The organism is Pseudomonas sp. R2-37-08W (assembly GCF_003851705.1).
Lineage (GTDB): Bacteria > Pseudomonadota > Gammaproteobacteria > Pseudomonadales > Pseudomonadaceae > Aquipseudomonas.
Map to the genome: position 1 here is coordinate 2750332 of NZ_CP027728.1, position 26689 is coordinate 2777020.

23 protein-coding genes are annotated in these 26689 nt (G+C 62.7%); 6 read left to right on the forward strand and 17 right to left on the reverse strand.

Going from position 1 to position 26689, the window contains the following annotated elements; translation table 11 throughout:
• Positions 1-126: 126 nt before the first annotated feature.
• From C4J93_RS12655 to C4J93_RS12690, 8 genes are all read right to left on the reverse strand, one after another.
• Positions 127-366 carry a DUF6124 family protein gene (locus C4J93_RS12655; protein WP_124362673.1) on the reverse strand — a complete coding sequence of 80 codons (240 nt, stop codon included), beginning with the start codon at positions 364-366 and terminating at the stop codon, positions 127-129.
• A 444-nt stretch (positions 367-810) separates the two neighbouring features.
• Positions 811-2451, reverse strand: coding sequence for a BatD family protein (locus tag C4J93_RS12660; RefSeq protein WP_124429499.1), 1641 nt, complete (start codon positions 2449-2451; stop codon positions 811-813).
• Positions 2448-4187 (reverse strand): VWA domain-containing protein, encoded by a 1740-nt coding sequence (locus tag C4J93_RS12665; RefSeq protein ID WP_124429500.1) that lies wholly within the window; start codon positions 4185-4187, stop codon positions 2448-2450. Before C4J93_RS12665 ends, C4J93_RS12660 begins: the two co-directional genes overlap by 4 nt.
• Positions 4184-5272: a VWA domain-containing protein gene (locus C4J93_RS12670; RefSeq protein ID WP_124429501.1), complete on the reverse strand. Its 1089-nt coding sequence runs from the start codon at positions 5270-5272 to the stop codon at positions 4184-4186. Before C4J93_RS12670 ends, C4J93_RS12665 begins: the two co-directional genes overlap by 4 nt.
• Positions 5265-5759, reverse strand: a complete 495-nt coding sequence (locus tag C4J93_RS12675) for a DUF4381 domain-containing protein (protein WP_124366887.1) — start codon at positions 5757-5759, stop codon at positions 5265-5267. The genes C4J93_RS12670 and C4J93_RS12675 overlap by 8 nt, the downstream gene beginning before the upstream one ends.
• Entirely contained in the window at positions 5756-6688 is a 933-nt protein-coding gene (locus C4J93_RS12680; RefSeq protein WP_124362678.1) for a DUF58 domain-containing protein, read from the reverse strand. Before C4J93_RS12680 ends, C4J93_RS12675 begins: the two co-directional genes overlap by 4 nt.
• A 5-nt stretch (positions 6689-6693) precedes the next feature.
• Positions 6694-7653, reverse strand: a complete 960-nt coding sequence (locus C4J93_RS12685; RefSeq protein WP_020301524.1) for a MoxR family ATPase — start codon at positions 7651-7653, stop codon at positions 6694-6696.
• 294 nt (positions 7654-7947) lie between these two features.
• Positions 7948-8301, reverse strand: coding sequence for a hypothetical protein (locus tag C4J93_RS12690; RefSeq protein ID WP_124429502.1), 354 nt, complete (start codon positions 8299-8301; stop codon positions 7948-7950).
• Between the two features lie 471 nt (positions 8302-8772).
• On the opposite strand from C4J93_RS12690, the gene C4J93_RS12695 reads away from it, so the two are divergent.
• A complete protein-coding gene (locus C4J93_RS12695; protein ID WP_124429503.1) occupies positions 8773-13641 on the forward strand; it encodes an NAD-glutamate dehydrogenase in 4869 nt (1622 codons plus the stop codon).
• Positions 13642-13771: 130 nt separating this feature from the next.
• Here the strand turns inward: C4J93_RS12695 and C4J93_RS12700 are convergent, their stop codons facing one another.
• The 3 genes from C4J93_RS12700 to C4J93_RS12710 form a co-directional block, all read right to left on the reverse strand.
• Positions 13772-14458, reverse strand: a complete 687-nt coding sequence (locus tag C4J93_RS12700) for a GntR family transcriptional regulator (protein ID WP_124429504.1) — start codon at positions 14456-14458, stop codon at positions 13772-13774.
• Positions 14459-14475: 17 nt separating this feature from the next.
• Positions 14476-15177, reverse strand: coding sequence for a FadR/GntR family transcriptional regulator (locus tag C4J93_RS12705; protein ID WP_124362682.1), 702 nt, complete (start codon positions 15175-15177; stop codon positions 14476-14478).
• A gap of 159 nt (positions 15178-15336) precedes the next feature.
• Complete coding sequence (locus tag C4J93_RS12710) at positions 15337-16647, reverse strand: C4-dicarboxylate transporter DctA (protein WP_124362683.1); 1311 nt, start codon at positions 16645-16647, stop codon at positions 15337-15339.
• Between the two features lie 231 nt (positions 16648-16878).
• Here C4J93_RS12710 and C4J93_RS12715 point away from each other — a divergent pair, with 231 nt between their 5' ends.
• The gene (locus C4J93_RS12715) at positions 16879-17508 is read left to right on the forward strand and encodes a DNA-3-methyladenine glycosylase I (RefSeq protein ID WP_124370573.1); all 630 of its coding nucleotides are present in this window, start codon (positions 16879-16881) and stop codon (positions 17506-17508) included.
• A gap of 9 nt (positions 17509-17517) precedes the next feature.
• Here C4J93_RS12715 and C4J93_RS12720 read toward each other — a convergent pair whose 3' ends face one another.
• A complete protein-coding gene (locus C4J93_RS12720; protein WP_124429505.1) occupies positions 17518-18672 on the reverse strand; it encodes a DUF1624 domain-containing protein in 1155 nt (384 codons plus the stop codon).
• A gap of 213 nt (positions 18673-18885) precedes the next feature.
• On the opposite strand from C4J93_RS12720, the gene yfcF reads away from it, so the two are divergent.
• Complete coding sequence (yfcF, locus tag C4J93_RS12725) at positions 18886-19518, forward strand: glutathione transferase (protein ID WP_124429506.1); 633 nt, start codon at positions 18886-18888, stop codon at positions 19516-19518.
• On the opposite strand, the gene C4J93_RS12730 is transcribed toward yfcF, so the two are convergent.
• On the reverse strand, positions 19493-19765 hold the full coding sequence (locus tag C4J93_RS12730) for a hypothetical protein (RefSeq protein WP_124362687.1): 273 nt from the start codon (positions 19763-19765) through the stop codon (positions 19493-19495). The genes yfcF and C4J93_RS12730 overlap by 26 nt on opposite strands.
• Before the next feature lie 143 nt (positions 19766-19908).
• On the opposite strand from C4J93_RS12730, the gene C4J93_RS12735 reads away from it, so the two are divergent.
• Positions 19909-20553, forward strand: a complete 645-nt coding sequence (locus C4J93_RS12735) for an ATPase (RefSeq protein WP_124429507.1) — start codon at positions 19909-19911, stop codon at positions 20551-20553.
• 44 nt (positions 20554-20597) lie between these two features.
• Positions 20598-20939 carry a hypothetical protein gene (locus C4J93_RS12740; RefSeq protein ID WP_124404065.1) on the forward strand — a complete coding sequence of 114 codons (342 nt, stop codon included), beginning with the start codon at positions 20598-20600 and terminating at the stop codon, positions 20937-20939.
• A 129-nt stretch (positions 20940-21068) separates the two neighbouring features.
• Here the strand turns inward: C4J93_RS12740 and C4J93_RS12745 are convergent, their stop codons facing one another.
• The gene (locus C4J93_RS12745) at positions 21069-21815 is read right to left on the reverse strand and encodes a creatininase family protein (RefSeq protein ID WP_124366896.1); all 747 of its coding nucleotides are present in this window, start codon (positions 21813-21815) and stop codon (positions 21069-21071) included.
• A gap of 30 nt (positions 21816-21845) precedes the next feature.
• On the reverse strand, positions 21846-22574 hold the full coding sequence (locus C4J93_RS12750; protein ID WP_124362691.1) for a murein L,D-transpeptidase catalytic domain family protein: 729 nt from the start codon (positions 22572-22574) through the stop codon (positions 21846-21848).
• A 39-nt stretch (positions 22575-22613) separates the two neighbouring features.
• On the opposite strand from C4J93_RS12750, the gene C4J93_RS12755 reads away from it, so the two are divergent.
• The gene (locus C4J93_RS12755; protein ID WP_124429508.1) at positions 22614-24215 is read left to right on the forward strand and encodes a murein L,D-transpeptidase; all 1602 of its coding nucleotides are present in this window, start codon (positions 22614-22616) and stop codon (positions 24213-24215) included.
• A 107-nt stretch (positions 24216-24322) separates the two neighbouring features.
• Here C4J93_RS12755 and C4J93_RS12760 read toward each other — a convergent pair whose 3' ends face one another.
• A complete protein-coding gene (locus C4J93_RS12760; protein ID WP_124429509.1) occupies positions 24323-25723 on the reverse strand; it encodes a HAMP domain-containing sensor histidine kinase in 1401 nt (466 codons plus the stop codon).
• Complete coding sequence (locus tag C4J93_RS12765) at positions 25701-26384, reverse strand: response regulator transcription factor (protein WP_122539638.1); 684 nt, start codon at positions 26382-26384, stop codon at positions 25701-25703. Before C4J93_RS12765 ends, C4J93_RS12760 begins: the two co-directional genes overlap by 23 nt.
• Between the last annotated feature and the right edge of the window lie 305 nt (positions 26385-26689).

Here is a 26689-nt window from a genome sequence, read left to right on the forward strand (position 1 = left end):
CGCTGCTCCAGGCGGCGCAGGTCACATGTGGGAGGGGGCTTGCTCCCGATGGCGGTGTGTCAGTCGATATAGCTGTCGCTGATCCATCGCCATCGGGAGCAAGCCCCCTCCCACAGGGGTTGTGCGTTATGCCTGGGGTTGTAGGCACTCCAAGGCTCGGTCCGCCAGGGTGCGGGCCATGTCGATCAGGTGGGCGGTGGAACAGGCCATGTCGCGTTGGGCGCCGTTGAGGTCTTCAGCGGTCTGCGTTGCGGTAGTGGCGGCGCAGCGTAATAACGAGGCAATGCTGGCGATGGCGTCTTCGAAGCTCAGGTCTTCGTGGGCGACAAAAATCGGAAAGGGGGGATCGGGGACGAGTTTGTTCATGCGTGAAGCTCCTGCTTGGGTTGGGAGCCATTCTTTTGCCGATCTCACACGTCAAAAGGTGGCAGCTATGTGCGGGGTGAGATACCGGAAAGCAGGACCCGGCCAGACCAAAGTCTGCCCGCACATAGCCGCCATAGACGGTTGTAGCGCATGGCGCCTGCTAATACACGGGATCTCACACCCGATCGCTGATATGCAGCGACGAAGCGAAGGCTAGCCAGTGGATTGAGCAGGCGCAAGGCCGAAGGATTGTCTAGGAAACGTCCTGCAAATTAAAGCGATATGGATTGCTGGCCTTTACAATGCATGTCCAGCAGGCGGCGCAGGTCAACTGTGGGAGGGGGCTTGCCCCCGATGGCAATGGATCAGTGACAAGTATGTTGACTGACACACCGCTATCGGGAGCAAGCCCCCTCCCACAATTGGTTTGCACGGTGTCAGGGGCTATTTGGGGTAAAGCGGCGGCAAACTGGTGGTATCGGTGGCCGGGTCTTGTTGGCGCTCGGCCACGGGGATGGCTTTGATTGCACGCCACAGGTCTTCACCCAGCCAATACTGGCCACTTTCGCTGTACAGCGCGCCGTTCAACCCGTCCAACGCATCCGACAGCGGTACGAAGCGCGCCGCCATGTCGGCGAGGGTTTCCGGTTGTTGGCGGGCCCAGGCATCCAGGGCCTGGCGGGTGGCGTGGGGGTCGTTGGCCTGGGTCGCGCGCTTGAGGTCGTCGAGCAGGGTGCGCGGGCTGGGGCCGGTTTGCGCGGCGCGTTGCACGGCGGGTTGGCGGCGGGCGCGCCACCACAGGCCGAACCCCAGCAAGGTGGTGCAGGCCAGCAGCAAGGTGCTGAGCTGCCACAGCCACAGGCGTTCGTCATCCGGCGCGGTGATGACGGTCGGCATGGCGGGGGTGTCCACCACCAGGCTCGGGTTGACCGCCACTTGCAGGGTGCGGGCCGGCAGGCTGGTGCGTTCCAGGTGGTCTTCGTGGGTGTTCCACCACACCACTTCCACGGCGGGCAGTTCCAGCGCACCGGCACGGGTGGGCACCAGTGCTTCGCGGTCTTCGCGGCTGCCGATCAGGCCACGGTCGCTGGTCTGGTTGCCCAGTACCGGTTGGTCCGGGTAGCGGCGCAGGCCGTTGACGTCGGTACTGGGCAGCGCCGGCAGTTGCGCGCTGGACAGGCCCTCGACCTTGACTGTGAGGCTGCGCGTCAGCGAGTCACCGACCTGCACATGCTCAGGCGCCGGGTTCCAGGCTTCGTCCAGGCTCAGGCTGCGCGCCGGCAACCAGGGCGTGTCGGCGGGGTAGAACTCGGGCTTGGGCTTGACCGTCAGCGCAAGCGGCGCCGAGCTTGCGTGGATCAGCTTGCCCGGCTTGGTGCCCTGCAGCGTGTTCTCCTGGGGAGGGCGCGATTCCACCAGGGTCGCGCTGAAGGTCTGCGCTCCAATTGCCAAAGCCCCGCTGTGCTGCGGGTAGATCGCGTAGCGGGTTTCGATCACGCCATGGCGGATGCTGTTGATGACTTTTTCATAGGTGCGCGACTCGCCCAATTGCTCGACCCGTGCGTCGGGGATTTGCAGTGGCGTGAGGCTGCTGTCGTCATACAGCGACACCGAGTGATACACGCGTACGGTCAACAGGGCCTGGGCCTGCACGTAAACGCTGGTCTGGTCGAGGTTGGCTTCGACGAACACCGGTGCCAGTTCGGCGCTGGTGTTCTGGCTGGCGGTCTCCAGCACTTGCAGGGTGATCGGCTGGGTCTTGAGGTCGCCCACTTGCAGCGGCGGGATCACTACGGTGCCGTTTTCCCTGGGCAGCAGGGTGATGATCCAGCGCGTGGTTGCGTGGTTATCGCCGCCCAGGGTGGTGAGCTGGTTGATCTGGCGCGTGCCGCTGACTTCGAACTGCGCATCCAGGGGCGACAGGTCGGGCTTGCCGAACTGGGTCACGTCGCTGGATTCCACCGTCAGCTCCACCGTTTCCCCTGAGTTGAGGCGGCTACGGTCGACGCTGGCGACCAGGTTCGCCGCCTGGGCGTGGCCTGCCGACAAGGCGAGCAAGAGCAGAAGGGTGGTGCGGCGGCTCATCGAGTCTTGTCCTGATGTTGTTGCTGTTCGTACCAGAATTTGCGCCGCAGCAGTTCACCGGGGTTGTCCGGGATCTGTTGCAGCCATTGCTCCAACGCCTGGCGATGTTCGCCTTCGAGGCTGGCATCGGCGGGGCGTAGCGGCGGCGTGGTGGTTTGCTCGTCGCCGAGCTCGCTGCCTGGCACTTCGTTACCGTCGGTTGGCGGCGCGCCAGCGGTGTCGGTGGCGCCGTTGGCGGCTTGGCCCTGACCCTGAGTGGATTGTTCGCCACCCTGGGCATTTTGCCCGTCGGCGCCCGGTTGCGCAGTTTGGCTGGGTTGGGTGGTTTCGTCATCCTGGTTTTTTGCCGGTTCGTCAGGCTCAGGCTGGGCTTGTTCGCGCAGCAGGTTTTCCACCAGCGCCTTGTTCTTCAGGGCCGGTTGCAGATCGGGCTGGGCTTCCAGCGCCTGTTCGTAGGCATCGATCGCGGCTTCCAGCTCACCCGATCGGGCCAGGGCATTGCCGCGATTATAGTGGGCGTAGGCGTTGTCACCCTGGGCAAAACGCTTGATGGCTTCGGCATAGTTACCGGCTTCGTACAGGGCCACGCCTTGCCATTGCGGGTCCTGGAAGCGCTCGGCGGCCTCGGCCGGGCGTTTTTTCTTCAGCAGGTACTGGCCCTGCTGGTCGGGGCGCAGCCACAGGTCCTGGAATTCGAAGGCATAGCTGGGCTGCGGTGCGGCCATCAACAGCAGCGGCAGGCAGAACAGCCAGCCGCGACGCCCGGCGCAGGCGGCCAATAGCAGCAGCGGCAGGAGCAGCCAGTAACCCTGGTCGGCCCAGGCGTCCAGGCGCAGCAGTTGACCGTCGTCGCGCAAGGCCTGGGGCGGGTCGAGTACGCCGAGTTGGCGCAGGTCTTTGTCGTCCAGGCGCGCGGCTCGGTAGCGGCCGCCCATTTCGCTGGCGAACGCCTTGAGGGTCGGGCTGTCGAGGCGTGGGATCAGGATCGCGCCCTGTTCGTCCTTGAGGAATTCGCCGCTTTCCTGGGTGACTGGCGTGCCTTCACGGCTGCCGATGCCGAGGATCGACAAGCTCGGCGCCTGGCTGCCTTGCAACAGCAGCCGAATACCCTGGCGCTCCTGTTTGGACAGCGACGAGCCGATCAGCAGCAGGCGCCCCTGGCCGAGGCCGCCGTGCTTGAGCAGGGCCAGGGCTTTTTCCACGGCCAGGTCGGCGCGGTGGCCGGGCTCGGGCATGATCGAGGGGCGCAGCGCTTCAAGCAGGTTACGGCTGGTGGCCAGGTCATCCGACAGTGGCACCAGGGTGTGGGCGCTGCCGGCATACACGACGATGGCGGTTTGCGCATCGGTGCGTGCCTGCAGCAAGTCATACAGCTTGCGCCGCGCCTGTTCGAGACGGTTGGGCGGGCTGTCGGTAGCGAGCATTTGCGGGGTGAGATCCAGCAGCACCACCAGCGGGTCGGAAGGCTTCTGGCTGAGTTGTTCAACCCGTTGCCAACTGGGCCCGAGCAGCGCCAGCAACGCCAGCAGCCAGGCGATGCCCAGTACCACCCAGGGCGATTTGCTTTCGCGGCCGTTGCCGCCACTGAGCAGCGTGGCATGGAAGGCCTGGGGCAGGATGAGCTGCCAGCGCCCGGCGCGTTTTTGCCGGTGCCACAGTTGCCACAGCAACCAGCCGAGCAGCGGCAGCAGCAACAGCCACCAGGGGCGCAACCAGTGCGGCCACAAAGCGATCATCGACGCCTCCGCAAGCGCAGGCGCTTGAGGCGCTGGCGCCATTCCGGGCTCTGTGGCAGGAACATGCCCTTGCTCGACAGTTTGGTGTACAGCCGCTGCAAGGCGTTGTTCGGCCAGCGTTCGTGCACCACCAGCAACAGGCTGAGGAGCAGCGCCAGGGCCAGCGGGCCGCTGTATAACGCGTGGGTTGGGCGGGCCTGGGTGGGCTGCTGTTCGACGGGCTCGAGGGTATCGAGGGTGGTCTTGATCTGTTCCAGCTCGTTGCCATCGCGGGCGCGGAAATACTGGCCGCCCGTCGCCTCGGCGAGGGCCTTCAGCGCCGGTTCGTCGAGGTCCAGGCTCGGGTTCACGCCGAGAATGCCCAGGGAGCCGGTTTGCTCAGGGTCGGCGCCGATGCCGATCGGGTAGATTTTCACGCCTTCTTCAGCGGCCAGGCGCGCAGCGGTGAGCGGGTCGATTTGCCCGGCGTTATTGGCGCCGTCGGTCACCAGGATCAGCACGCGGCTTTGCGCCGGGCGCTGGCGCAGGCGTTTCAGGGCCAGGCCGATGGCGTCGCCGATGGCGGTGTTCTTGCCGGCGATGCCGATACGCGCTTCATCCAGCCAGGTGCGCACGGTGCTCCGGTCGAAGGTCAACGGCGCCTGCAGGTAGGCCTGACTGCCGAACAGGATCAGGCCTACGCGGTCGCCTTCACGGCCCTCGAGAAAATCCCCGAGCAAGTGCTGGACCAGCGCCAGGCGGCTGACGTCTTCGTCCTGCCAGTGCATGTCGGGAAAATCCATGGAGCCGGAGACATCCACCGCCACCAGCAAATCGCGGCCACTGGCGGCAATCGGCAGCGGCTCGCCTAGCCATTCCGGGCGGGCGGCGGCGGTCAAGAGCAACAGCCACAGCACCACGAACGGTGCCTGCTGGCGCCAGCCCGGCAGGTTCACCCGGGCGCGACGCCGGGCCAGGCTTTCGAGGTCGTTGAGGTAGCTGACTTTCAACGCGGGTTCGCCACTGTCGGCCGCCGGCAGGACCAGGCGCATCAACCACGGCAACGGCAACAGGACGAAGATCCACGGCCAGGCGAACTCAAACATGTTTGCGAATCCAGGTGTCGACGGCTTGGGTCAGGCCAGCGATGGCCTTGTCGTCGAGTTTGCATTCAGGCTTGTAGGCGCCTTCGACCAGCACCATCCAGCGCGTGAGGCCGGCGGCGGGGCAGCGGTTATCGAGGAACGCCAGCCATTTGCGGCCGTTGAGGGTGTGGCTTTGGCTGTAGGGGTAGTCGTTGCGGCACAGGCGCTTGAGCAAGCCATTGAGTTGCTGCAGCCACGCTCCGGCGGGCGCGCCGTCATAGGGTTTGGGCATCAGCGCCAGCTCGGCCAGGGCCGCAATGCGCAGCGGGTCCAGCGGTTGTTCGGCGCGGGCCACGGGGCGGCGCGTGGGCAGGAAACGGCGCAGCCACCACAGGCCCCAGCCCAGCATCGGGAGCAGCAGCAACAACAGCCACCAGCCCGGCGCGGGCGGCCAGAAGCCGATGGCTGGCGGGGCGATCAGCGGTTGCAGTTGGTCGAGGCTGCTCATTGTTTTCTGACCGGGCGTTGCGGGTTGAGGTATTCGCGCAGTTGCTCGACCATTTCACTCTGGGTGCTCAACGGCATCAACAAGACGCGCAGCTTTTGTGCCAGCAGCTCCCAGCGGGCGATGCGCGCTTCGGCCTGGGCCTTGTAGGCCTGGCGCAAATCGAAATTGAGCGTATCGAGTTCCAGTTGCGCGCCTCGTTGCGCGAAACGCAGCAGCCCGGCGGCGGGCAGGGCGTGGTCCAGCGGATCGGAGATGGGCAGCAGCAGCAAATCGCAATGACGCGACAACAGGCTCAGTTGCTGCTCGGCGCCTTCAGTCAGCGCCCGTTCATCACAGATCACAATGCCCAGGCTGCCGGGGCGCAGCACTTCGCGGCCACGACGCAGGGCCATGCCCAGCGCGTCGGCTTCAGGAAGGCTTTCGGTGTTCAGGCTCTGGTTGACCCGCACCAGGCGGTTAAGCAGTTGCAGCAGGCTTTGCTTGCTGCGCCGGGGTTTGATTTCGTAGTGCTCGCTGTCGCCGAACACCAGGCCGCCCACGCGGTCGTTATGCCCCAGCGCGGCCCAACCGATCAGGCTGGCGGCTTGTGCGGCGAGCACCGACTTGAACATCTGCCCCGAGCCGAAAAACAGACGGCAGCTTTGCTCGACCATGATGAAAATCGGCCGCTCGCGTTCTTCGTGGAACAGCTTGGTGTGGGGCTCCTGGGTGCGGGCGGTCACACGCCAATCGATGGTGCGCACGTCGTCCCCGGCCTGGTACACGCGCACCTGGTCAAAATCCACACCGCGCCCGCGTAGCTTGGAGTGGTGCAGGCCGATCAACGGGCTGCGCTGGCCGGGGGTGGAGAACAATTGCACTTCACGCACGCGATGGCGCATCTCGATCAGCTCACTGAGCGTGACGTGGATACCCGCGCTCGCGTTCATCGGCTTCAAGCGACGGCAACGACGTCAAGAATGCGTTGCACCACGCGGTCCTGGTCAACGCCTGCGGCTTCGGCCTCGAACGACAGAATGATGCGGTGGCGCAACACGTCGAACAGCACCGCCTGGATGTCTTCGGGGCTGACGAAGTCGCGGCCGGCCAGCCAGGCATGGGCGCGCGCGCAACGGTCGAGGGCGATGGAGCCGCGCGGGCTGGCGCCGTAGGCGATCCACTCGGCCATTTCCGGGTCGAACTTGGCCGGCGTGCGCGTGGCCATGACCAGCTGCACCAGGTATTCCTCCACCGCATCGGCCATGTACAGGCCGAGGATTTCCTTGCGTGCGGCAAAGATCGCCTGTTGGCTGACGCGGCGCTCGGGCTTGGTTTCGCCGTTGAGCGCTTCACCACGCGCCTGTTGCAGGATGCGCCGTTCGACGGCGGCATCCGGAAAGCCGATCTTGACGTGCATCAGGAAACGGTCGAGCTGGGCTTCCGGCAGGGGGTAGGTGCCTTCCTGCTCGATGGGGTTCTGCGTGGCCATCACCAGAAACAGCGGCGACAGCTCGTAGGTGCTGCGGCCCACGCTGACCTGGCGCTCGGCCATGGCCTCGAGCAGCGCCGACTGGACCTTGGCCGGTGCGCGGTTGATTTCGTCCGCCAGCACCAGGTTGTGAAAGATCGGCCCCTGTTGAAAGACGAAGCTGCCGGTTTCGGGGCGATAGATTTCGGTGCCAGTGATGTCGGCGGGCAACAGGTCGGGGGTGAACTGGATACGATGGAACTGCGCTTCGATACCTTCGGCCAGCTCTTTGATCGCCTTGGTCTTGGCCAGGCCCGGCGCGCCTTCGACCAGCATATGGCCGTCGGCGAGCAGGGCAATCAGCAGGCGATCGATGAGTTTTTCCTGGCCGAGAATCTGCGTAGAAAGAAAGGTTCGCAGCGCAAGCAGCGCTTCACGATGTTCCATCGATGACGGTTCCTGGAAAGATGAGCCCGGGTGTCAGGGAAAAACACCGGCCTGGGGCGCTTACTTTAATGCATCGTGGGGTGCGGCGACTAACGGCGTGACGGGTATTTTTGGCAAAACTTGTAGGAAATTTGTGTAGGTGGTGCGCTTTCTGTTGTGAAGGCCTTCAATGCGGATGAGGACCACTGTGGGAGGGGGCTTGCCCCCGATGACGGTGGGTCAGTCAATATTTCTGGCGACTGGCACACCGCTATCGGGGGCAAGCCCCCTCCCACATTTGATCCTGGGTGCAGCTCAAGTCCGCGTGTAGGTGCCAGTGCCTTTGAGGATGTTCTGCAGGGTTTCCTCGACCTCGGCCAGGTCGGAGGCGGCCGTGGCGTGGGTGATCTGCAACTGATCCTTGCCCCCCAGCGCATCCGCATCGCCGGCCGCCAGTTCGATCAATAAGCTGGTGTCGCCCAAGGTGACTTTCAGCCCATCCAGGGTCGAAGGCTCGTAATCCCAGGTCAGTTCCACCTCGTCTTCATCCGGATACCGGCTCAGCATGAACATCTCGCCGTTCTTGCCGTGGCAGCAGAGCATGGCCATGCGGTCTTCTTCGTCGTCGCACGGCGTCGCTATCAGGGCATCGGTTTTCAGTTGCAGCATGGGGAATCCTGTGTGGAGGAGGGCGTTTGCGCCGGGTGATTGTGCCATTGCGGCGAATTTTATGCTGCATTGTGTGTCAGACCGAGTGCATGACCTGGCGGGCCAAAGCAGTCATTTTTGATACTGGCGGGCCTGAATATTGCCGGTTGCCCAAGTCGCAACCCCACACCTGCTTACCGATGACCGAATATGTCGCAGCACCGCAAGCAGCCGGCTTCCTACACTCGTTAAGCTGCGCAACGGATGTGCCCCGCGCCAGGCGCCTGACCTGCCCGTCGTACCGTCACCCGGCGCGGTGTGCATCTTGTGGAAGTTGTATGTGACCTGACTGTCTTGTCCAGCTTCACCCACCTGTCACTCTGATTGGTTTATGGTGCTTGTCATCACGACCAGAACAGAGCTGACGGTCTCCCCGCAAGGGGATAACACGCGACGCTTCCATCAATAACAAGCCCAAGCGGAGTACCACAGATGGCGTTCTTCACCGCAGCCAGCAAGGCCGACTTCCAGCACCAACTGCAAGCGGCACTGGCGCAGCACATCAGTGAACAGGCACTGCCACAAGTGGCGCTGTTCGCTGAGCAATTCTTCGGCATCATTTCCCTGGACGAACTGACCCAGCGTCGCCTTTCCGACCTGGCCGGTTGCACCCTGTCTGCCTGGCGCCTGCTTGAGCGCTTCGACCACACCCAACCGCAAGTGCGGGTCTACAACCCCGATTATGAACGTCATGGCTGGCAGTCGACCCACACCGCGGTCGAAGTGCTGCACCATGACCTGCCATTTCTGGTGGACTCGGTACGTACCGAGCTCAACCGCCGTGGCTACAGCATCCACACCCTGCAAACCACCGTGCTCAGCGTGCGCCGTGGCAGCAAGGGCGAGTTGCTGGAAATCCTGCCCAAGGGCACCCAGGGCGAAGGCATCCTGCAAGAATCGCTGATGTACCTTGAGATCGACCGCTGCGCCAACGCCGCCGAATTGAATGTGTTGAGCAAAGAGCTCGAGCAGGTGCTGGGCGAAGTGCGCGTGGCCGTGGCCGATTTCGAGCCGATGAAAGCCAAGGTCCAGGACCTGCTGGCCGGTGTCGACGCCAGCGCGTTCGTGATCGACGGCGAAGAAAAAGCCGAGATCAAGAACTTCCTCGAATGGCTGGTGGGCAACCATTTCACTTTCCTTGGCTACGAAGAGTTCGTGGTACGTGACGAGGCGGACGGCGGTCATATCGAATATGACGCCAGCTCTTTCCTCGGTCTGACCAAACTGCTGCGCGCCGGCCTCACCGCCGAAGACCTGCGCATCGAGGACTACGCCGTGGCCTACCTGCGCGAACCGACCGTGCTGTCGTTCGCCAAGGCTGCACACCCCAGCCGTGTGCACCGCCCGGCTTATCCGGACTACGTGTCGATCCGCGAGATCAGCGCCGACGGCAAGGTCATCAAGGAACACCGCTTCATGGGCCTGTACACCTCCTCGGTGTACGGCGAAAGCGTGCGGGTGATCCCTTACATCCGCCGCAAGGTCGCGGAAATCGAGCGCCGCTCGGGCTTCCAGGCCAAGGCGCACCTGGGCAAGGAACTGGCCCAGGTGGTGGAAGTACTGCCGCGTGACGACCTGTTCCAAACCCCGGTCGATGAGCTGTTCAGCACGGTGATGTCGATCGTGCAGATCCAGGAACGCAACAAGATTCGCGTATTCCTGCGCAAAGACCCGTACGGCCGTTTCTGCTACTGCCTGGCCTACGTGCCGCGTGACATCTATTCCACCGAAGTGCGCCAGAAAATCCAGCAAGTGCTGATGGATCGCCTGAAAGCCTCGGACTGCGAATTCTGGACTTTCTTCTCCGAATCCGTGCTGGCCCGTGTGCAACTGATCCTGCGGGTTGACCCAAAGAATCGCCTGGACATCGACCCGCTGCAACTGGAAAAAGAAGTGGTGCAGGCCTGCCGCAGCTGGCAGGACGACTACGCCAGCCTGGTCGTAGAAAGCTTCGGCGAAGCCCACGGCACCAACGTGCTGGCGGACTTCCCGAAAGGTTTCCCGGCCGGCTACCGCGAGCGTTTCGCCGCGCACTCGGCCGTGGTCGACATGCAGCACCTGCTCAGCCTCACCGAAGCCAACCCGCTGGTGATGAGCTTCTATCAGCCGCTGGGCCAGGTTTCCGGCCAGCGCGAGCTGCATTGCAAGCTGTATCACGCCGACACCCCGCTGGCGCTGTCCGACGTGCTGCCGATCCTGGAAAACCTCGGCCTGCGCGTGCTGGGTGAGTTCCCGTATCGCCTGCGCCACGCCAACGGCCGTGAGTTCTGGATCCATGATTTCGCGTTCATCGCCGCCGAAGGCGTGAACCTGGATATCCAGCAGCTCAACGACACCCTGCAGGACGCGTTCGTGCATATCGTCCACGGCGATGCCGAGAACGATGCGTTCAACCGCCTGGTGCTCACCGCCGGCCTGCCATGGCGTGACGTGGCGCTGCTGCGCGCTTACGCCCGTTATCTGAAGCAGATCCGCCTGGGCTTCGACCTCGGCTACATCGCCAGCACCCTGAACAACCACACCGACATCGCCCGCGAGTTGACCCGGTTGTTCAAGACCCGCTTCTACCTGGCGCGCAAGCTCACCGCCGATGACCTGGAAGACAAGCAGCAACGCCTGGAACAAGCGATCCTCAGCGCCCTGGACGACGTTCAGGTGCTCAACGAAGACCGCATCCTGCGTCGCTACCTCGACCTCATCAAGGCGACGCTGCGCACCAACTTCTACCAGTCTGACGCCAACGGCCAGAACAAGTCGTACTTCAGCTTCAAGTTCAACCCCCATGCGATCCCCGAGCTGCCCAAGCCGGTGCCGAAGTTTGAAATCTTCGTCTACTCGCCACGCGTCGAAGGCGTGCACCTGCGCTTTGGCAACGTGGCCCGTGGCGGCCTGCGCTGGTCCGACCGTGAAGAAGACTTCCGTACCGAAGTGCTCGGCCTGGTAAAAGCCCAGCAAGTGAAGAACTCGGTGATCGTGCCGGTGGGCGCCAAGGGCGGCTTCCTGCCGCGTCGCCTGCCGTTGGGCGGCAGCCGTGACGAGATCGCGGCCGAGGGCATCGCCTGCTACCGCATCTTCATTTCCGGCCTGTTGGACATCACCGACAACCTCAAAGACGGCGCCCTGGTACCGCCGGCCAATGTCGTGCGCCATGACGATGATGACCCGTACCTGGTGGTGGCGGCGGACAAGGGCACTGCGACCTTCTCCGACATCGCCAACGGCATCGCCATCGACTACGGCTTCTGGCTCGGTGACGCGTTCGCCTCCGGCGGCTCGGCCGGTTACGACCACAAGAAAATGGGCATCACCGCCAAGGGCGCGTGGGTCGGCGTGCAGCGTCACTTCCGTGAGCGCGGCATCAATGTGCAGGAAGACAGCATCACCGTGGTGGGCGTCGGCGACATGGCCGGTGACGTGTTCGGTAACGGCTTGCTGATGTCCGACAAGCTGCAACTGGTCGCGGCCTTCAACCACCTGCACATTTTCATCGACCCGAACCCGAACCCGGCAACCAGCTTCGTCGAGCGCCAGCGCCTGTTCGAACTGCCGCGTTCGGCCTGGACCGACTACGACACCAGCATCATGTCCGAAGGCGGCGGTATCTTCTCGCGCAGCGCGAAGAGCATTGCCATCTCGCCACAGATGAAAGAACGCTTTGACATCAAGGCCGACAAGCTGACCCCGACCGAACTGCTCAACGCCTTGCTCAAGGCGCCGGTGGACCTGTTGTGGAACGGCGGTATCGGTACCTACGTCAAGGCCAGCACCGAAAGCCACGCGGATGTGGGCGACAAGGCCAACGACGCGCTGCGCGTCAACGGCAACGAGTTGCGCTGCAAGGTGGTGGGCGAGGGCGGTAACCTGGGCATGACCCAGCTGGGCCGTGTGGAATTCGGCCTCAATGGCGGCGGTTCCAACACCGACTTCATCGACAACGCCGGTGGCGTGGACTGCTCCGACCACGAAGTGAACATCAAGATCCTGCTCAACGAAGTGGTGCAGGCCGGCGACATGACCGACAAGCAACGCAACCAGTTGCTAGCGAGCATGACCGACGAAGTCGGCAGCCTGGTGTTGGGCAACAACTACAAGCAGACCCAGGCCCTGTCCCTGGCCGCGCGCAAGGCTTACGAGCGTGCTGCCGAGTACAAGCGCCTGATGAGTGACCTGGAAGCCCGTGGCAAGCTGGACCGCGCCATCGAGTACCTGCCGACCGAGGAGCAGCTCGCCGAGCGCGCCGCGGAGGGCAAGGGCCTGACGCGTCCGGAGCTGTCGGTGTTGATTTCCTACAGCAAGATCGACCTCAAGGAAGCGCTGCTCAAGTCCCAGGTACCGGATGACGAGTACCTGACCCGTGACATGGAGACCGCGTTCCCGCCGAGCCTGGTGGCCAAGTTCTCCGAGGCCATGCGTCGTCACCGCCTCAAGCGCGAGATCGTCAGCACCCAGATCGCCAACGACCTGGTCAACCACATGGGCATCACCTTCGTTCAACGGCTCAAAGAGTCGACCGGCATGAGCCCGGCGAACGTGGCTGGCGCCTATGTGATCGTGCGCGACATCTTCCACCTTCCGCACTGGTTCCGTCAGATCGAAGCCCTGGATCACCAGGTGTCCGCCGATGTGCAACTGGAGCTGATGGATGAGCTGATGCGCCTGGGCCGTCGCGCCACGCGCTGGTTCCTGCGCAGCCGTCGCAACGAGCAGGACGCCGGGCGTGATACCGCGCATTTCGGCCCGCACCTGGCGGCGCTGGGCCTCAAGCTCGACGAACTGCTGGAAGGCCCGACCCGCGAAGGCTGGCAGAACCGTTACCAGGCCTACACCCAGGCCGGCGTACCGGAGTTGTTGGCGCGCATGGTTGCAGGCACTACCCACCTGTACACCCTGCTGCCGATCATCGAAGCCGCCGACGTGACCGGGCATGACGCCGCCGAAGTGGCCAAGGCCTACTTCGCCGTCGGCAGCGCCCTGGACCTGCCGTGGTACCTGCAGCAGATCAGCGACCTGCCGGTGGCCAACAACTGGCAGGCCCAGGCCCGCGAAGCCTTCCGCGACGACGTGGACTGGCAGCAACGGGCGATCACCATTTCGGTACTGCAAATGGCCGACGCGCCACAAGACATGGAAGCCCGCGTGGCCCTGTGGCTTGAGCAGCACCAGGACATGGCTGATCGCTGGCGCGCAATGATGGTGGAAATTCGTGCAGCGGTTGGCACGGACTACGCCATGTATGCGGTGGCCAACCGTGAGTTGCTGGACCTGGCGTTGAGCGGTCAGTCGGTGATGCAGCCGGCGTGATGCCTTGGTAGTACCCATGTGGGAGGGGGCTTGCTCCCGATAGCGGTGAGTCAGTCATGGAGGTGGTGACTGACACACTGCTATCGGGGGCAAGCCCCCTCCCACATTTGGCTCTTCATTTATTTGGAGGTCAGCGATGTTTGAGTAATTTGCTTTCCAGGTGATCCAGGTGCTGGGTCATCAAGCCCACCGCAGCGCTTATGTCGCGCTGCTCGATCGCATCCACAATCGCCACATGCTCCTGCCACGCGCAATACGTGCAGGCTTTCGCTTCATATTGGGCAATCACCAACGACGTCAACGGCACCAGGCTGTTGAGGAACTGGGCCAGCGGGCCATTGCCTGCGATGGCGGCCAACAACAGGTGAAACTCCCCCGACAAGCGTAGCGCCGGCCCGCGCTGGTCACGCTCGATGCAGTCGCGTTCGCGGCTGATCAATTCCCGCAATTGACGTAGCTGTGCACCGGTGGCCTGGGCGCACACCAGTTGCACCACAGTGATTTCAGTCAGGCGCCGCGCTTCGAGGATCTGCCGCGTCTGGTGTGCATCCGGCGCCGCCACCTGGGCGCGGTGGTGGGGACGCAGGATGATCACCTGCTGATGGGACAGCTTGGCCAGCACCCGACGAATCACACTGCGGCTCACCCCAAAGGTTTCACCCAGGCTTTCTTCGGTAAAGCGGCTGGCCGGGGCGATGCGCTGCTCAAGGATCGCATCGAACAGGCGTGGGTAGATGTCATCCACCGAGGGCTTTTTGCCCGCTACCAGACGCAGTGCGGGAAGGAGGGGGTCGCGTTGCAGCGCGTGAGCGTTCATGGCTGGTCTCCAGAGTATCAACTGCCCAGATGGTCGTCCGGGATGTTCAAGCGAATGCCCATGCGCAGGCCTTCCTGCAGGATGTGCCGACGCATTTCGGCACTGGCCAGGGCGCTGTTCTTGTTACGGATGGCTCGCACCACCGCCTCGTTCTCGCGCAGGCGCTCGGCCAGGTGTTCAGGGGAATTGCGCAGCACCTGGGCGCTTTGCTTGAGCGCGTTGCTGGTTTGTTGCACCACGTTCTGGAAAATCGGGTTGGAGGTCAGGGCGAACAGTTCTTCGTGAAAGCCGATATAGGCGTTCATGCCGGCTTCGGCATCGTCGGCATCGAGGGCTTCGCGCATGTCCATCAGGGTCAGGCGCAGTTGGCCGATTTCCTTGCTGCTGATGGACTGGGCGACCAGGCCGACGATGAAGGGCTCGAGGGTGTAGCGCAGTTGCAGGATGTCTTCCAGGCTGGCGTCGGCCACCGCGTCGCTCGACTGCGGCCCGCTGACACTGGTTTCCAGCACCACCACGCCTTTGCCGGGCATGGAGCGCACCAGGCCGAGGGTCTCCAGCACGATTACCGCTTCACGCAGGCTCGGGCGGCTGATGCCCATCTGTTCGGCCAGTTCACGCTGGCCGGGCAGCATTTCCCCACGCCGCCACTGACCCCGCGCCAGGGCAGCGCGCAGTTTTTCTACGACTGAATTGACGACGGTTGAGGTGCTGATCACGTCGATGTCTCCTTAATGTTGCGAATACGATTGTCAGCTCAACAAGGATCAAAATGTGGGAGGGGGCTTGCCCCCGATGGCGGTGTGTCAGTCACACAATCATCAACTGGTAAATCCTATCGGGGGCAAGCCCCCTCCCACATTGGCCCTGTGTTGCTTTCAAAATTCCTGATGCGCCGGCACCACGGGCTTCTTGGCCTGAAAGGCATAACCCTGCTGGCCGTCGAGCACCTTGTTGGCACGCTGGATATCAATGTCTTTTTCCCAGCGCGCAATCGCCACGGTAGCGACGCAGTTGCCGATCAGGTTAGTCAAGGCGCGGCCAATGCCCATGAACCAGTCCACCGCCAGGACCAGCACCAGGCCGACCACCGGAATCGCCGGGATCGCCGTAAGCGTTGCCGCCAGAATCACCAGCGCCGAGCCCGGAATGCCGTGGGCGCCCTTGGAAGTGATCAACGATACCAGCAGGATGGTCAGCAGGTCGGTCATCGACAGTGGGGTGCCGGTGGCGTTGGCGATAAACACGATGGCCAGGGTCAGGTAGATCGAAAAACCATCCAGGTTGAATGAGTAACCGGTAGGAATCACCAGGCCAACGGTGGAGCTGCCGATACCCAGATGCTCCAGCTTGCGCATGATCTGCGGCAGCACCGCGTCGGACGACGCCGTGCCCATCACGATCAGCAGCTCTTCGCGCAGGTACTTGAGCAGCGGCAACATGCGCAGCCCGGAAAGGCGCATCACCAGGCCCAGAATCAGCCCGACGAAGGCAAAGCAGGTCAGGTAGAACAGGCCCACCAGGCTGCCCAGGTGTTGCAGGGAGTCCAGGCCGTAGGTGCTGGTGGTGAACGCGATGGCGCCGAACACGCCAATCGGCGCCAGGCGCACGATCATGCCCATGATGCGAAAAATCACATGGCTCAGTTCGTTGATCAGCCGCGAGATCCCGGAAGCCGCTTCACCCACCAGGTTCAGCGCGCTGCCGAACAACACGGAGAACAACAGCACCTGCAGCACGTTATTCTCGGCAAAGGCACCGATAACCGAGTTGGGAATCAGGTCCATCAGGAACTGGCTTGTGCCGCGAATGTGCTGGCCCTTGTCGGCCAGTTCATTCAGGCCGGCGGAGGACAGTTGCTCCAGATGAATATTCGCGCCGCTGCCGATGCCGGTGCTGAAGGCCATGATCAGGCCGAGCACCAGGGCGACGGTGGTCAGCACTTCAAAGTAGATCACTGACTTCAAGCCGATGCGCCCGACTTTCTTCAAGTCGCCGGCGCCGGAAATGCCGCTGACCACTACGCAGAACACGATCAGGCCGATCAGCATTTTGATCAGCTTGATAAAGCCATCACCCAGGGGTTTGAGTTGCGAGGAGAATTCGGGAAGGGCCAGGCCGCAAATGACGCCGAGCATCAGGCCAATCACGACTTGCAGGAAAATCGAACGCGAGCACCATCTGAGCATGGGAAGGATCTCTATTCGGTGCCCTGGTGGTTCCAGGGCTTAATTGTTGTGGTCTTACCGGTAAGTCCAGTGCGCGGCCAGTCTACGCCCGGTTTTTTTCAAACCACAAGCAAATATTCGGCGGTCGAGGGGCGCCGGTCTGACCAGTGCGCCTGCAACCGCGATGCTTGAGCGGTTGACGGGGCGCAAATTTTTTTGCGTATCATCCGCGCTCGGCATGCGAGGTGATAAATGGACCCATCAGGGCTGACAACGGACGAAACCGGGCGCACCCACTGCGCCTGGCGCAACGCCGCGCCGCAATACCCGCAGTACCACGACCACGAGTGGGGCGTGCCCGTGGCGGATGACATCCAGTTGTACGAGAAGATTTGCCTGGAAGGTTTTCAGGCGGGCATGGCCTGGATCACCATCTTGCGCAAGCGCGAGCAGTTTCGGCAGGCATTCGACGGCTTTGATTTTCACAAGGTGGCGCAGTACGGCGAGGCGCAGATCGAACGCTTGATGAACGACCCCGGTATCGTGCGTAACCGGGCGAAGATCCTGTCCACGATCAACAATGCCCGCCGCGCCTGTGAACTGGTGAGCGAGACCGGTTCCCTGGCGCGCTGGGTGTGGTCTTTCGAGCCGGGCCCCGAGGAGCGCCCGGCGCTGGTGGACATGGCGTACTGGACGGCCAACCCGACGTCACCGGCTTCGGTGCGATTGTCCAAGGCGCTGAAGAAACGTGGCTGGACCTTTGTCGGCCCGACCACGATGTATGCGTTGATGCAGGCGATGGGGATGGTCAATGATCATCTGCAGGGTTGCGTTCGCCGTGAGCAAATCGAAGCGCTACGCCGCCAATTCGAACGACCCTGAGTCATTGCGTCAGAGGTATTTGAGCCAGGTGATGTCCCTGCGCCGCGCCTTCAGGCCGGCAAACCAGCGCACCGGCCGATACAACGCGAGGGGCAGTGCGAACGCCGCCAACCACACGGCGCCCATGCTGTCGAAACCGAAGTAATTGCCGTGATTCAACCCAAACAACGCGACGGCAGCGACATACAACAGTTTGAGCACATACAGGTGCAACAGATAAAAGAACATCGGCGCCGCGCCAAATACCGCAAGGATGCTGATCCAGCGTTTCTGCGCGGCCCGTTCGAACGCCAGCAGCAATAGCAGGCCGATGCCCAGCGTCAGCGCCAGGAACAACAGCGAAGGCGGGTATTTGGTGATGTTGAAATAGCTCATCAATGTCTGCACGCCGCCGTCATAGGCCTGCCAGGGTTTTTCGCCATAGCCGTTGGCCGCCCGCAACAGCACAAAACCTACTAACGCGCCGGCACCCGCCAGCAGCAGATAACGTTGGCGCACGGCGGGCAGCGTGGCATTCGCAAACCACGGACCGAGGCCGTAGCCCAGGGCAATCACGCCGATCCACGGCAACACCGGGTACGTCACGCGCAGACGCAGGGTGCCTGCCACCTCGATCCAACTGCGCTCATGCAGGATCGACCAGGCAACCTGCAAGGCCGATCCGGGCGCGAAATGCACGCCATCGAGCAGGTTATGCCCGGCGATGATCGCCAGCGCCAGGGTGATCAGCAACGGGCGCGGTAACCACACCAGCGCGGCGAGGGCGAGCATGCTCACGCCAATCGCCCAGATCACCTGCAGGTAAATCCCACTGGGCGGCAACTGGAAGGTCCAGGCGAAGTTGACCAGCGTGAACTCCAACACCACCAGAAACAGACCCCGCTTGAACAAAAATGCCGACACCGCGCGCCGGCCCTGGTATTTCTGGCCATACAGCCAGGCCGACAAACCGGTGAGCAGCACAAACACCGGCGCGCACAAATGGGCGAGGGTACGGCTGAAAAACAGCGCCGGCTCGGTCGTATCGATGCTCATCGGGTCGCCCACCTGGCGGTGCAGCAGGAAGGTTTCGCGCACGTGGTCGAGCAACATGAACAGGATCACCAGGCCGCGCAGGGCGTCAATGGAAAGCAAGCGTGGGCGTAGGGCAACAGCGTCAGGCATGGGGGGCGGTTCACAAGGCAGGGCGGAGATGTGGCGTTATTGTATAACATTAATCAGCGCTTTGCCGCGTTGCGCCGGGGCATGCTCCGGCACGCTTAATCAGCTTTTTGTCAGGCAGCGCTATTCCCACCAGGAATGCCCCCATAAAAACCGCGCATTGTCTTTATCGTCCCGGATCTCGTAGCGTTAGGCCTCATTTCAAGGAGTTCGTCCATGAGCCACCGTCCGCTGCGCCTCTACGTTGATTCACTGTTTACCAGCCCTTATGCCCTGTCGGTGTTCGTCGCGCTGCAGGAAAAAGGCCTGGCATTTGAAACCGTGTCGGTGGACCTGGATGCAAGCGAGCATCAGGCGACGGATTACGCGCGGTTGTCACTGACCCAGCGGGTGCCCACGCTGGAGGACGGCGAGTTCTCCCTGTCGGAATCCTCGGCAATCACTGAATACCTGGACGAAGCCTACCCCGAGACGAGCGTTTACCCACTCGACCTGCAGCAGCGGGCGAGGGCGCGGCAGGTGCAAGCGTGGCTGCGCAGTGACTTGCTGCCGATCCGCCAGGAGCGTTCGACGCTGGTGGTGTTCTGCGGGCAGAAGATGCCGCCCTTGTCGCCACTGGCCGGCGCGGCGGCAGACAAGTTGATCAGCGTGGCGCAGGGGTTGCTGGCGGGTAACCCGGATTACCTGTTCGGCAGCTGGTCGATCGTCGAGGTGGACCTGGCGCTGATGCTCAATCGCCTGATCCTCAACGGCGACGCGGTGCCTGCCGAGTTGGTGGCGTACGCACGGCACCAGTGGCAAAGGCCGTCGGTGCAGGCGTGGCTCAACCAGCCACGCCCTGGGGTGTAGCGCTCTCGTTGATTTGCGCGACGCGCCGGTCCAGGTCTTCCCAGTCCGCCATGCCCAGCACGCGCGTGGTATTCAAGCCGCGCAGGTAGCCACGCAGCTGTTGGGCACTGGAAGCTTGCTCGTCGGCGCCACTGGCCTCGTTCAGCAGCACATTTTCATATTCGACCAGGTAATCGGCGACCCGCTCGCGAAACTCCGGCAATACGGCTTCGCGGATGCGGTCGAAGGTTTTCTGGTGAGGCTTCATGGCGTCGTCCTTATAGGTTTTATGGGGCTGGGCTGCCTGACACTATCGGTTCAAATGATAGTCACCATCAAGGATCACAAGTTCTGTTTTTATGGCAAAGGCGCAGAATCCGCTCATCGAAACGCTGCTCAAGGAACTGCGCGATGAGGACAATAATCCAGCTGGCTTTGATGACTCTGATGCTCGGCACTGTGGTGCTGGCCAACCCGGCGATTGCCGATGAGCTGCGTACAGGCCATTTGCTACCACTCGTTGCTAGCGTAGACTCCCTGCAGCGCGCGCAGTCGGTGGGGGTGTTGTACAGCGAAAACACGCGCGACAACCTCAGCTACCTCGAGCGCTACCACGCCATGGCGCTCAATGGCGCCAAGGATGCCCTGGATGCACGCATTCGCGAGGCGTTCGTCAACAGCTCCGATCCGGAACTGGCCATCGACTGGCTGATGCACTCGCTGCAAGGCGCGTTTGTCTCGGTGACTGTCTATGGCAGCCTGGATGAACTGGTGCAGGCGCATCCGGACGTGGTGGTGGTGCTCGATACCCATAGCCAGCTGCTGACACCGCGTAATGACGTGGTCGAGGCGCGCTTTACCGCGCGGTTCTATGACGCCGACCTGCAATACATCGCCAAGGCCGAAGGCTCGGTGGATAAGCGGGTGCCGTCGGTGTGGGTGCGTGACAAGTCAGCACTCGAGATTGCCGCGCAGATCGAGCAGCAGCGAGATGTGCAACAAGATGCCTTGAAGCAGTTCGATGCGTCGCTAAAAGCCTTGGTCCGCGCCGGTTGATACGCGGGCCGATGCAAACCTATCTGTTATTTTCAGGAATGTTTATGCGCTCTTTTTTCGCCCCGGCCCTGGCCTTTGCTTCCCTGCTGCTGACCGGTTGTATCACGGCGCCCAATGCCCCCTCGCTGACCCTGCAAACCACCAAGACTCCTGAAGGCTATGTGCAATGCGTATTGCCCAAGCTTGAAAAGCACGGCATCACCTCGACCGTGACCCAGAACTCACGCCACGCCAAGGTGCTGTTGACCAGCAAGGTCGCGGCCGATGATGTGCTGGAAGCCTACAAATCCCAGGACGGCACCAAGGTGTTCCTGTATGAGCGCAAGCCCCTGGCTTCGGCACTCAAGCCGTCGCGGCTGGAGCAGGCGGCGCAGGATTGCCAGTAATCTCAGCCACTGCACAAACAAAATGTGGGAGGGGGCTTGCTCCCGATGGCGGTATGTCAGTCAGCAAAACTGTAGCTGACCCACCGCTATCGGGAGCAAACCCCCTCCCACATTTGGATGGCGTTCGATTCAGGGCTTTGCTTCGTTGCTGAAGCTGTTCACGGTCTTGACCAGCCCTTGCGCTGCCAGCGTCACCAATTCACCGCCTTTTTCCACCGTCGCCAATGCCGGGTCCGAGCCCATGCGCCCGTCGGGGAAGCGCGCGCGGAAGTCCAGTGCCTCGCGGATCGGGCCGGTGTTGGCGATTTTCGGCGCGTAATCGGCTGACTTGATCGAGTCCGGATAGGCCCATTGCGTCACGGCGATCTCCGACGGTGTCGCGTGGCTGCCATGGCCCACCGGGAACTGGCGCTGCGCCAGGTCGGTGACGCCCTCCAAGTCCCACCAGTTGACCAGCTTCAGCGCGAAGCCGGCTGGGCGGCGGGCATAGCTGGCTTCGGCATAGAGCTCGGAAAACGCCGCTTCGATGGTGGCGATATTGCCGCCGTGGCCGTTCAGGAACAGGATCTTGTCGAAGCCATGCCCGGCCAGCGAGCGCACCCAGTCGCCGATCGCGGCGATAAAGGTGGAGGGGCGCAGCGAGATGGTGCCGGGAAAGCCCAGGTGATGCTGGGCCATGCCGATATTGAAGGTGGGGCCGACCAGGATGTCAGCATTCTTCTGCGCCTCGACGGCGATGATTTCCGGGCACATCCAGTCGGTGCCCAGCAGGCCGGTAGGGCCGTGTTGTTCGTTGGAGCCGATGGGGATCACCACCGTGCGGCTGCGCTCCAGAAACTGCCCGATCTCGATCCAGGTGGATTTATGTAGAAGCATGCGACGCTCTCTTTTATCTGTGGGGACAGGCTATCCGCCACGGATTGTACGACTACTCGCCACCTGTTGGGGTTTGCAATTGAGATAGGTCGAAGACTTCAACCAGCGCTGGTCGGGGTACCACGAGAACATGAACTGCCCGTCCTTGAGCTTGTCCACCACTTGGCGCGCGACTTGCGGGCGCACCGCCGGGCAGCCCTGGCTGCGGCCGATACGGCCTTCGCGCTTGCTCCACAACGGGCTGACGTAGTCGGCGGCATGAATCACAATGGCGCGGTCGCGGGCCAGGTCATTGAAACCGGGCTCCAGGCCGTCCATGCGCAGCGAGTAGCCGTGGGTGCCGAGGTAACTTTCCTGGGTGCGGAACAGGCCCAGGCTGGACTGGTGGCTGCCTTCGAGATTGGAGAACGCGGTGGCGAAGTTTTCACCGGATTTGGCACCGTGGGCCACCAGGTCGCGCAGGACCAAGGTTTTTTTGCGCAGATCGAAGATCCACAGCCGACGGGCGGTCGAAGGCTGGGAGTAGTCAATCACTGCCAGGCGATCGGAACGTTCCTCGCCGTTGCTGACAGCGCATTGCACCGCGTTCAGCGCGCTTTTCAGCACGATGGGATTGAGTTCTGGAGCCGAGCGCGCCAGGCTGCTATACAAAGAAGGAGGGGGGCCATTGGCGGCGAGCGCAACATTGCTCAGTAACGCCAGGCTCCCGGTGATCAAGCCCAGTTTGGTGATGCCGAGCCGGCGGATAAAAGTCAGCATCTACAGTCGATTCCCCGCTGTGGAGTGGAGCTAAGTCAATTGTTCAAAAAACACGCATGTTACTTGAGCATTTGCCTGCTCGTTACACCACTGGTCGCCACAGCCGAAGCGCTGCCGGTGGAACCGCTGCCGGTCACGACGCCTGCGCCGGTTGACTTGGCGCCGCTGCAACAAGCCCTGGCGCAGTTGCCCAGTGTCTGCCCGCAGCTCGCGCCGCGTATTGATGCCACCGCACAATTGCGTCTGCAAGCCTTTTACCAGCAGCAGGGCGACACGCCGCTGTGGTCGGATGACGCGCGCCGGCAAGCCTTGCACAGCCAGTTGCTGATGCTGGCCGACGACGGCCTGGACCCCACCCACTATAGCTTGCCCAGCGCAGATGCCACGGCCAACGTGCTGTGCAGCGATATCGCAGTCAGCCAGCAGTACCTGCAAGCCCTGCAGGACTTGCATTACGGGCGCCTGCAGCAGTCGCGCTTCGAACCGCTGTGGCACGCCCAGCCGCCGGCCGTCGATCCAAACACCGCGTTGCTTGCCTTCGCCGCCACCGGCCTGCGGGACATGGCCCTGGCGTTCGACCAGGCGCGGCCCAGCGCGGATTTGTATCGCAGCCTGCGTAACGCTTATTCCAGCGTGCGCCAGCAGCCGTTGCCGCATTGGGAGGCGGTCGGCGACGGGCCGCTGTTGCGCCCCGGCATGGAAGACCCACGGGTGCCGGAACTGGCACGTCGGCTCTACAGCGGCGGTTACCTGACCCAGGAACCCAAGGGCAGCGCCAAGCAGTACCGCGCCGAACTGGTCGCTGCGGTCAAGGCCTTCCAGCTCAGCCATTCCTTGCAGTCCGACGGGGTGATCGGCGCCGGCACCGTGGCCGAACTCAATATCAGCCCGGCGATGCGCCGCGACCAGTTGCGCATCAACCTCGAGCGGTTCCGCTGGCTGGCCCAGGACCTGGAGCCCGAAGGCGTGGTGGTCAACGTCGCGGCCGCGCAACTGAGCGTGTACCAGAGCGGCATTCCAGTGTGGCAAACCCGCCTGCAAGTGGGCCGCGCCGAGCGCCAGACGCCGTTGCTCAAGTCGCGTATCACGCGGTTGACCCTCAACCCCACGTGGACCATTCCACCCACCATCATGCGCGAGGACAAGCTGCCGGCCATCCGCCTCAACCCGGAATATCTGCGCCAGCAGAACCTGCAAGTGCTCGACGCCGAAGGGCACCCGCTGGCACCCGAGCAGGTCGACTGGGCGCGCCCCGGCAATATTTTGCTGCGCCAGGAGGCGGGGCCGCGTAACCCGTTGGGCAAGATCGTGATGCGCTTTCCCAACCCGTATTCGGTGTACCTGCACGACACGCCGAGCCAGCCGCTGTTTACCAAGGGGCCACGGGCGTTCAGCTCGGGGTGCGTGCGCGTTGAGCAACCGTTGTTATTGCGCGATCTGCTGGTCAGCCCGGCCGAACGCACGCGCACCGACGAGTTGCTGGCCACCGGCGTGACCCATGAATTCAGGCTGGCCACGCCGGTACCGGTGCTGCTGGGCTATTGGACGGTGGAAGTGGATCGCCAGGGCAGCCTGGTGTACGCGCCGGATATTTACGCGCGCGACCCGGTGTTGATCAAGGCGATGGGGGCTGTGCTGTAGTGTGGGAGGGGGCTTGCTCCCGATTGCGGTGGGTCAGTCAGCTTATCTGTAGCTGACACACCGTCATCGGGGGCAAGCCCCCTCCCACATTTGGATCTGCGGAGCGTTCAGTAGGCCTGTTCAGGCATCAACTGCTGGCGGCATTCCAGCACAAGCCGTGCGCCGCCCAGTTCGCTGGTGCCGACCTCCAGCTTGAAGCCATGCAGGTTGATGATCGCCGCGACAATCGACAGGCCCAGGCCGAAACCGCCTTGCTGATCACTTTCATCGACCCGGTAAAAGCGCTGGAACACCGACGCGCGTTCGGCGGCCGGAATGCCCGGCCCGGAGTCGAGGACGTCGATCCGCGTGCTGCCCAGGTCATTGACCGCGCGCAGGATCACCTTGCCTTGGGGCGGGGTGAATTTGATCGAATTGCTCAGCAGGTTGGCCAGGGCTTCGAACAACAGGGCGCGGTCGCCGGTAATCCAGGGCAGTGAGTCCGGGGTCTGCAGCACCAGCTCCAACTCACCTTCTTCTGCCAGGGGCAGGTAGAAGTCGTGCAGTTCGCGTAACAGCGGCAGTGGGTCCATCAGCAAAAAGCCTGAACGACGCTGGTGGTCTTCCAGTTCGGAAATACGCAGTAATCCGCGAAAACGTGCCATCAGCGTGTCGGTTTCGGCAATCGCGTCATCGAGTTTCACCGCATGGGCCGAGTCTTCCTCCGCTTGCTGCTTGATGCGGTACAGCTGTGCGCGCAGGCGCGTCAGCGGGGTGCGCAAATCGTGGGCGATGTTGTCGCACACGCCCTTGACCTCGTTCATCAGTTTTTCGATGCGGTCGAGCATGGCGTTGACGATGGCCGCGAGCATGTCCAGCTCGTCGCGCCGGTCGGACAGGGGCAGGCGGTGCGTCAAGTCGCCAGCGACGATGGCTTCGGCGCTGGCCTGGATCCCGCGAATGCGGCGCAGCGGACGCCGGCGCAGCAGGTGCCAGCCGGCGGCGCCAGGGATGATGGTCAATGACACGGCCCACAGCAGGGCATGCCAGATGATCCGGGTCACCCCGAACAGCGAACCGTTGGCGCGCACCAGCACCAGCCAACGGCCGTCTTCGGTGTGGGTGGCCACGGCGTCGCAGCTGTCCTTGGGCAGTTTCGGGTCATCGGAGTCGACGCAGTTGGCCAGGGCGTGGATCTTGCCATCCAGGGGCAGGTCGGGTGGTACTGCGCGGATCGGCCCGCTCAAGGGGCGAAACTGCTCGTCGAACAGACCATAGGCATCCACGCCCTTCATGTCGAAGGTCATGCTGGTGGTCAGTGCGTCTACCAGTTCTTCTCCGTCGAAATGCTGGAACAAATGCTGGCGCTGCATCAGCGAATGGCGCGACAGGTCGCTCAGATACCCCGACACCTCGTAATACAGCACCCCCATGAGGATGCAGCTCCACGCCACGAACAGCGAACTGTACAGCGCCAGCAAGCGGCTGCTGGAAGAGCGCCAGCCCTTAGAGGGGTTCAGCAATGACATAGCCCGAGCCTCGTACCGTGCGGATCAGCGGCGGCAGGCCCGGTGGGTCGATTTTTTTGCGCAGGCGACCGATGTGCACGTCGATCAGGTTGGTGCCGGGGTCGAAGTGATAGCCCCAGACTTCCTCGAAGATCATCATTCGCGACAGGATCTGCCCGGTGTTGCGCATCAGAAATTCCAGCAACTTGTACTCGGTGGGCAGCAGGCTCAGCGGCTGCTCGGCGCGGCTGGCTTCGCGGCTGATCAGGTTCAATTCGAGGTCGGCCACGCGCAGCGCGGTTTCGAATTCCTTGACCGTGCTTTTACGCCGCAGCAGCACCTCGACGCGGGCGGCCATTTCATCGGACGCGAAGGGTTTGGTCAGGTAGTCATCGCCGCCGGCGCGCAGGCCGCGCACGCGTTCGTCGACATCGGAGAGGGCGCTGATCATCAGGATCGGCGTCGACACCCCGATGGTGCGCAGGGTGGTGACGATGGCCAGGCCATCCAGTTCGGGCAACATGCGGTCAAGGGTGATCAGATCGTAATCACCACTGACAGCACGGACCAGGCCTTCGCGGCCATTGTCCACCCAGTCTACGTCCAGTCCATGGCTACTCAGCTCGGCGACGATCTCGCGGGCCGTTACGGCGTCATCCTCGATGGTCAAAATGCGGGTCATAGGATTACCTGGTGAGCGTTCACACTAGAAGTGCGGACATTTTGCCAAGAAGTTGCTGAATGTTTCCTAAATAAAACTTCATCTACCCAAAGCCGGTACTTCCAAGCCTTGCCCAATTCAGTGTGGGAGGGGGCTTGCTCCCGATAGCGGTGGGTCATTCTGTCAATGCTTAACTGATACACCGCTATCGGGAGCAAGCCCCCTCCCACAGAGAATGCATAACGCCCGCTCTCTATAGGCAATTCTTGCAACTTGCATGACTTTAGGAAGTTCAATTTAGTTAACTTGCTGAAATATAAGGATTT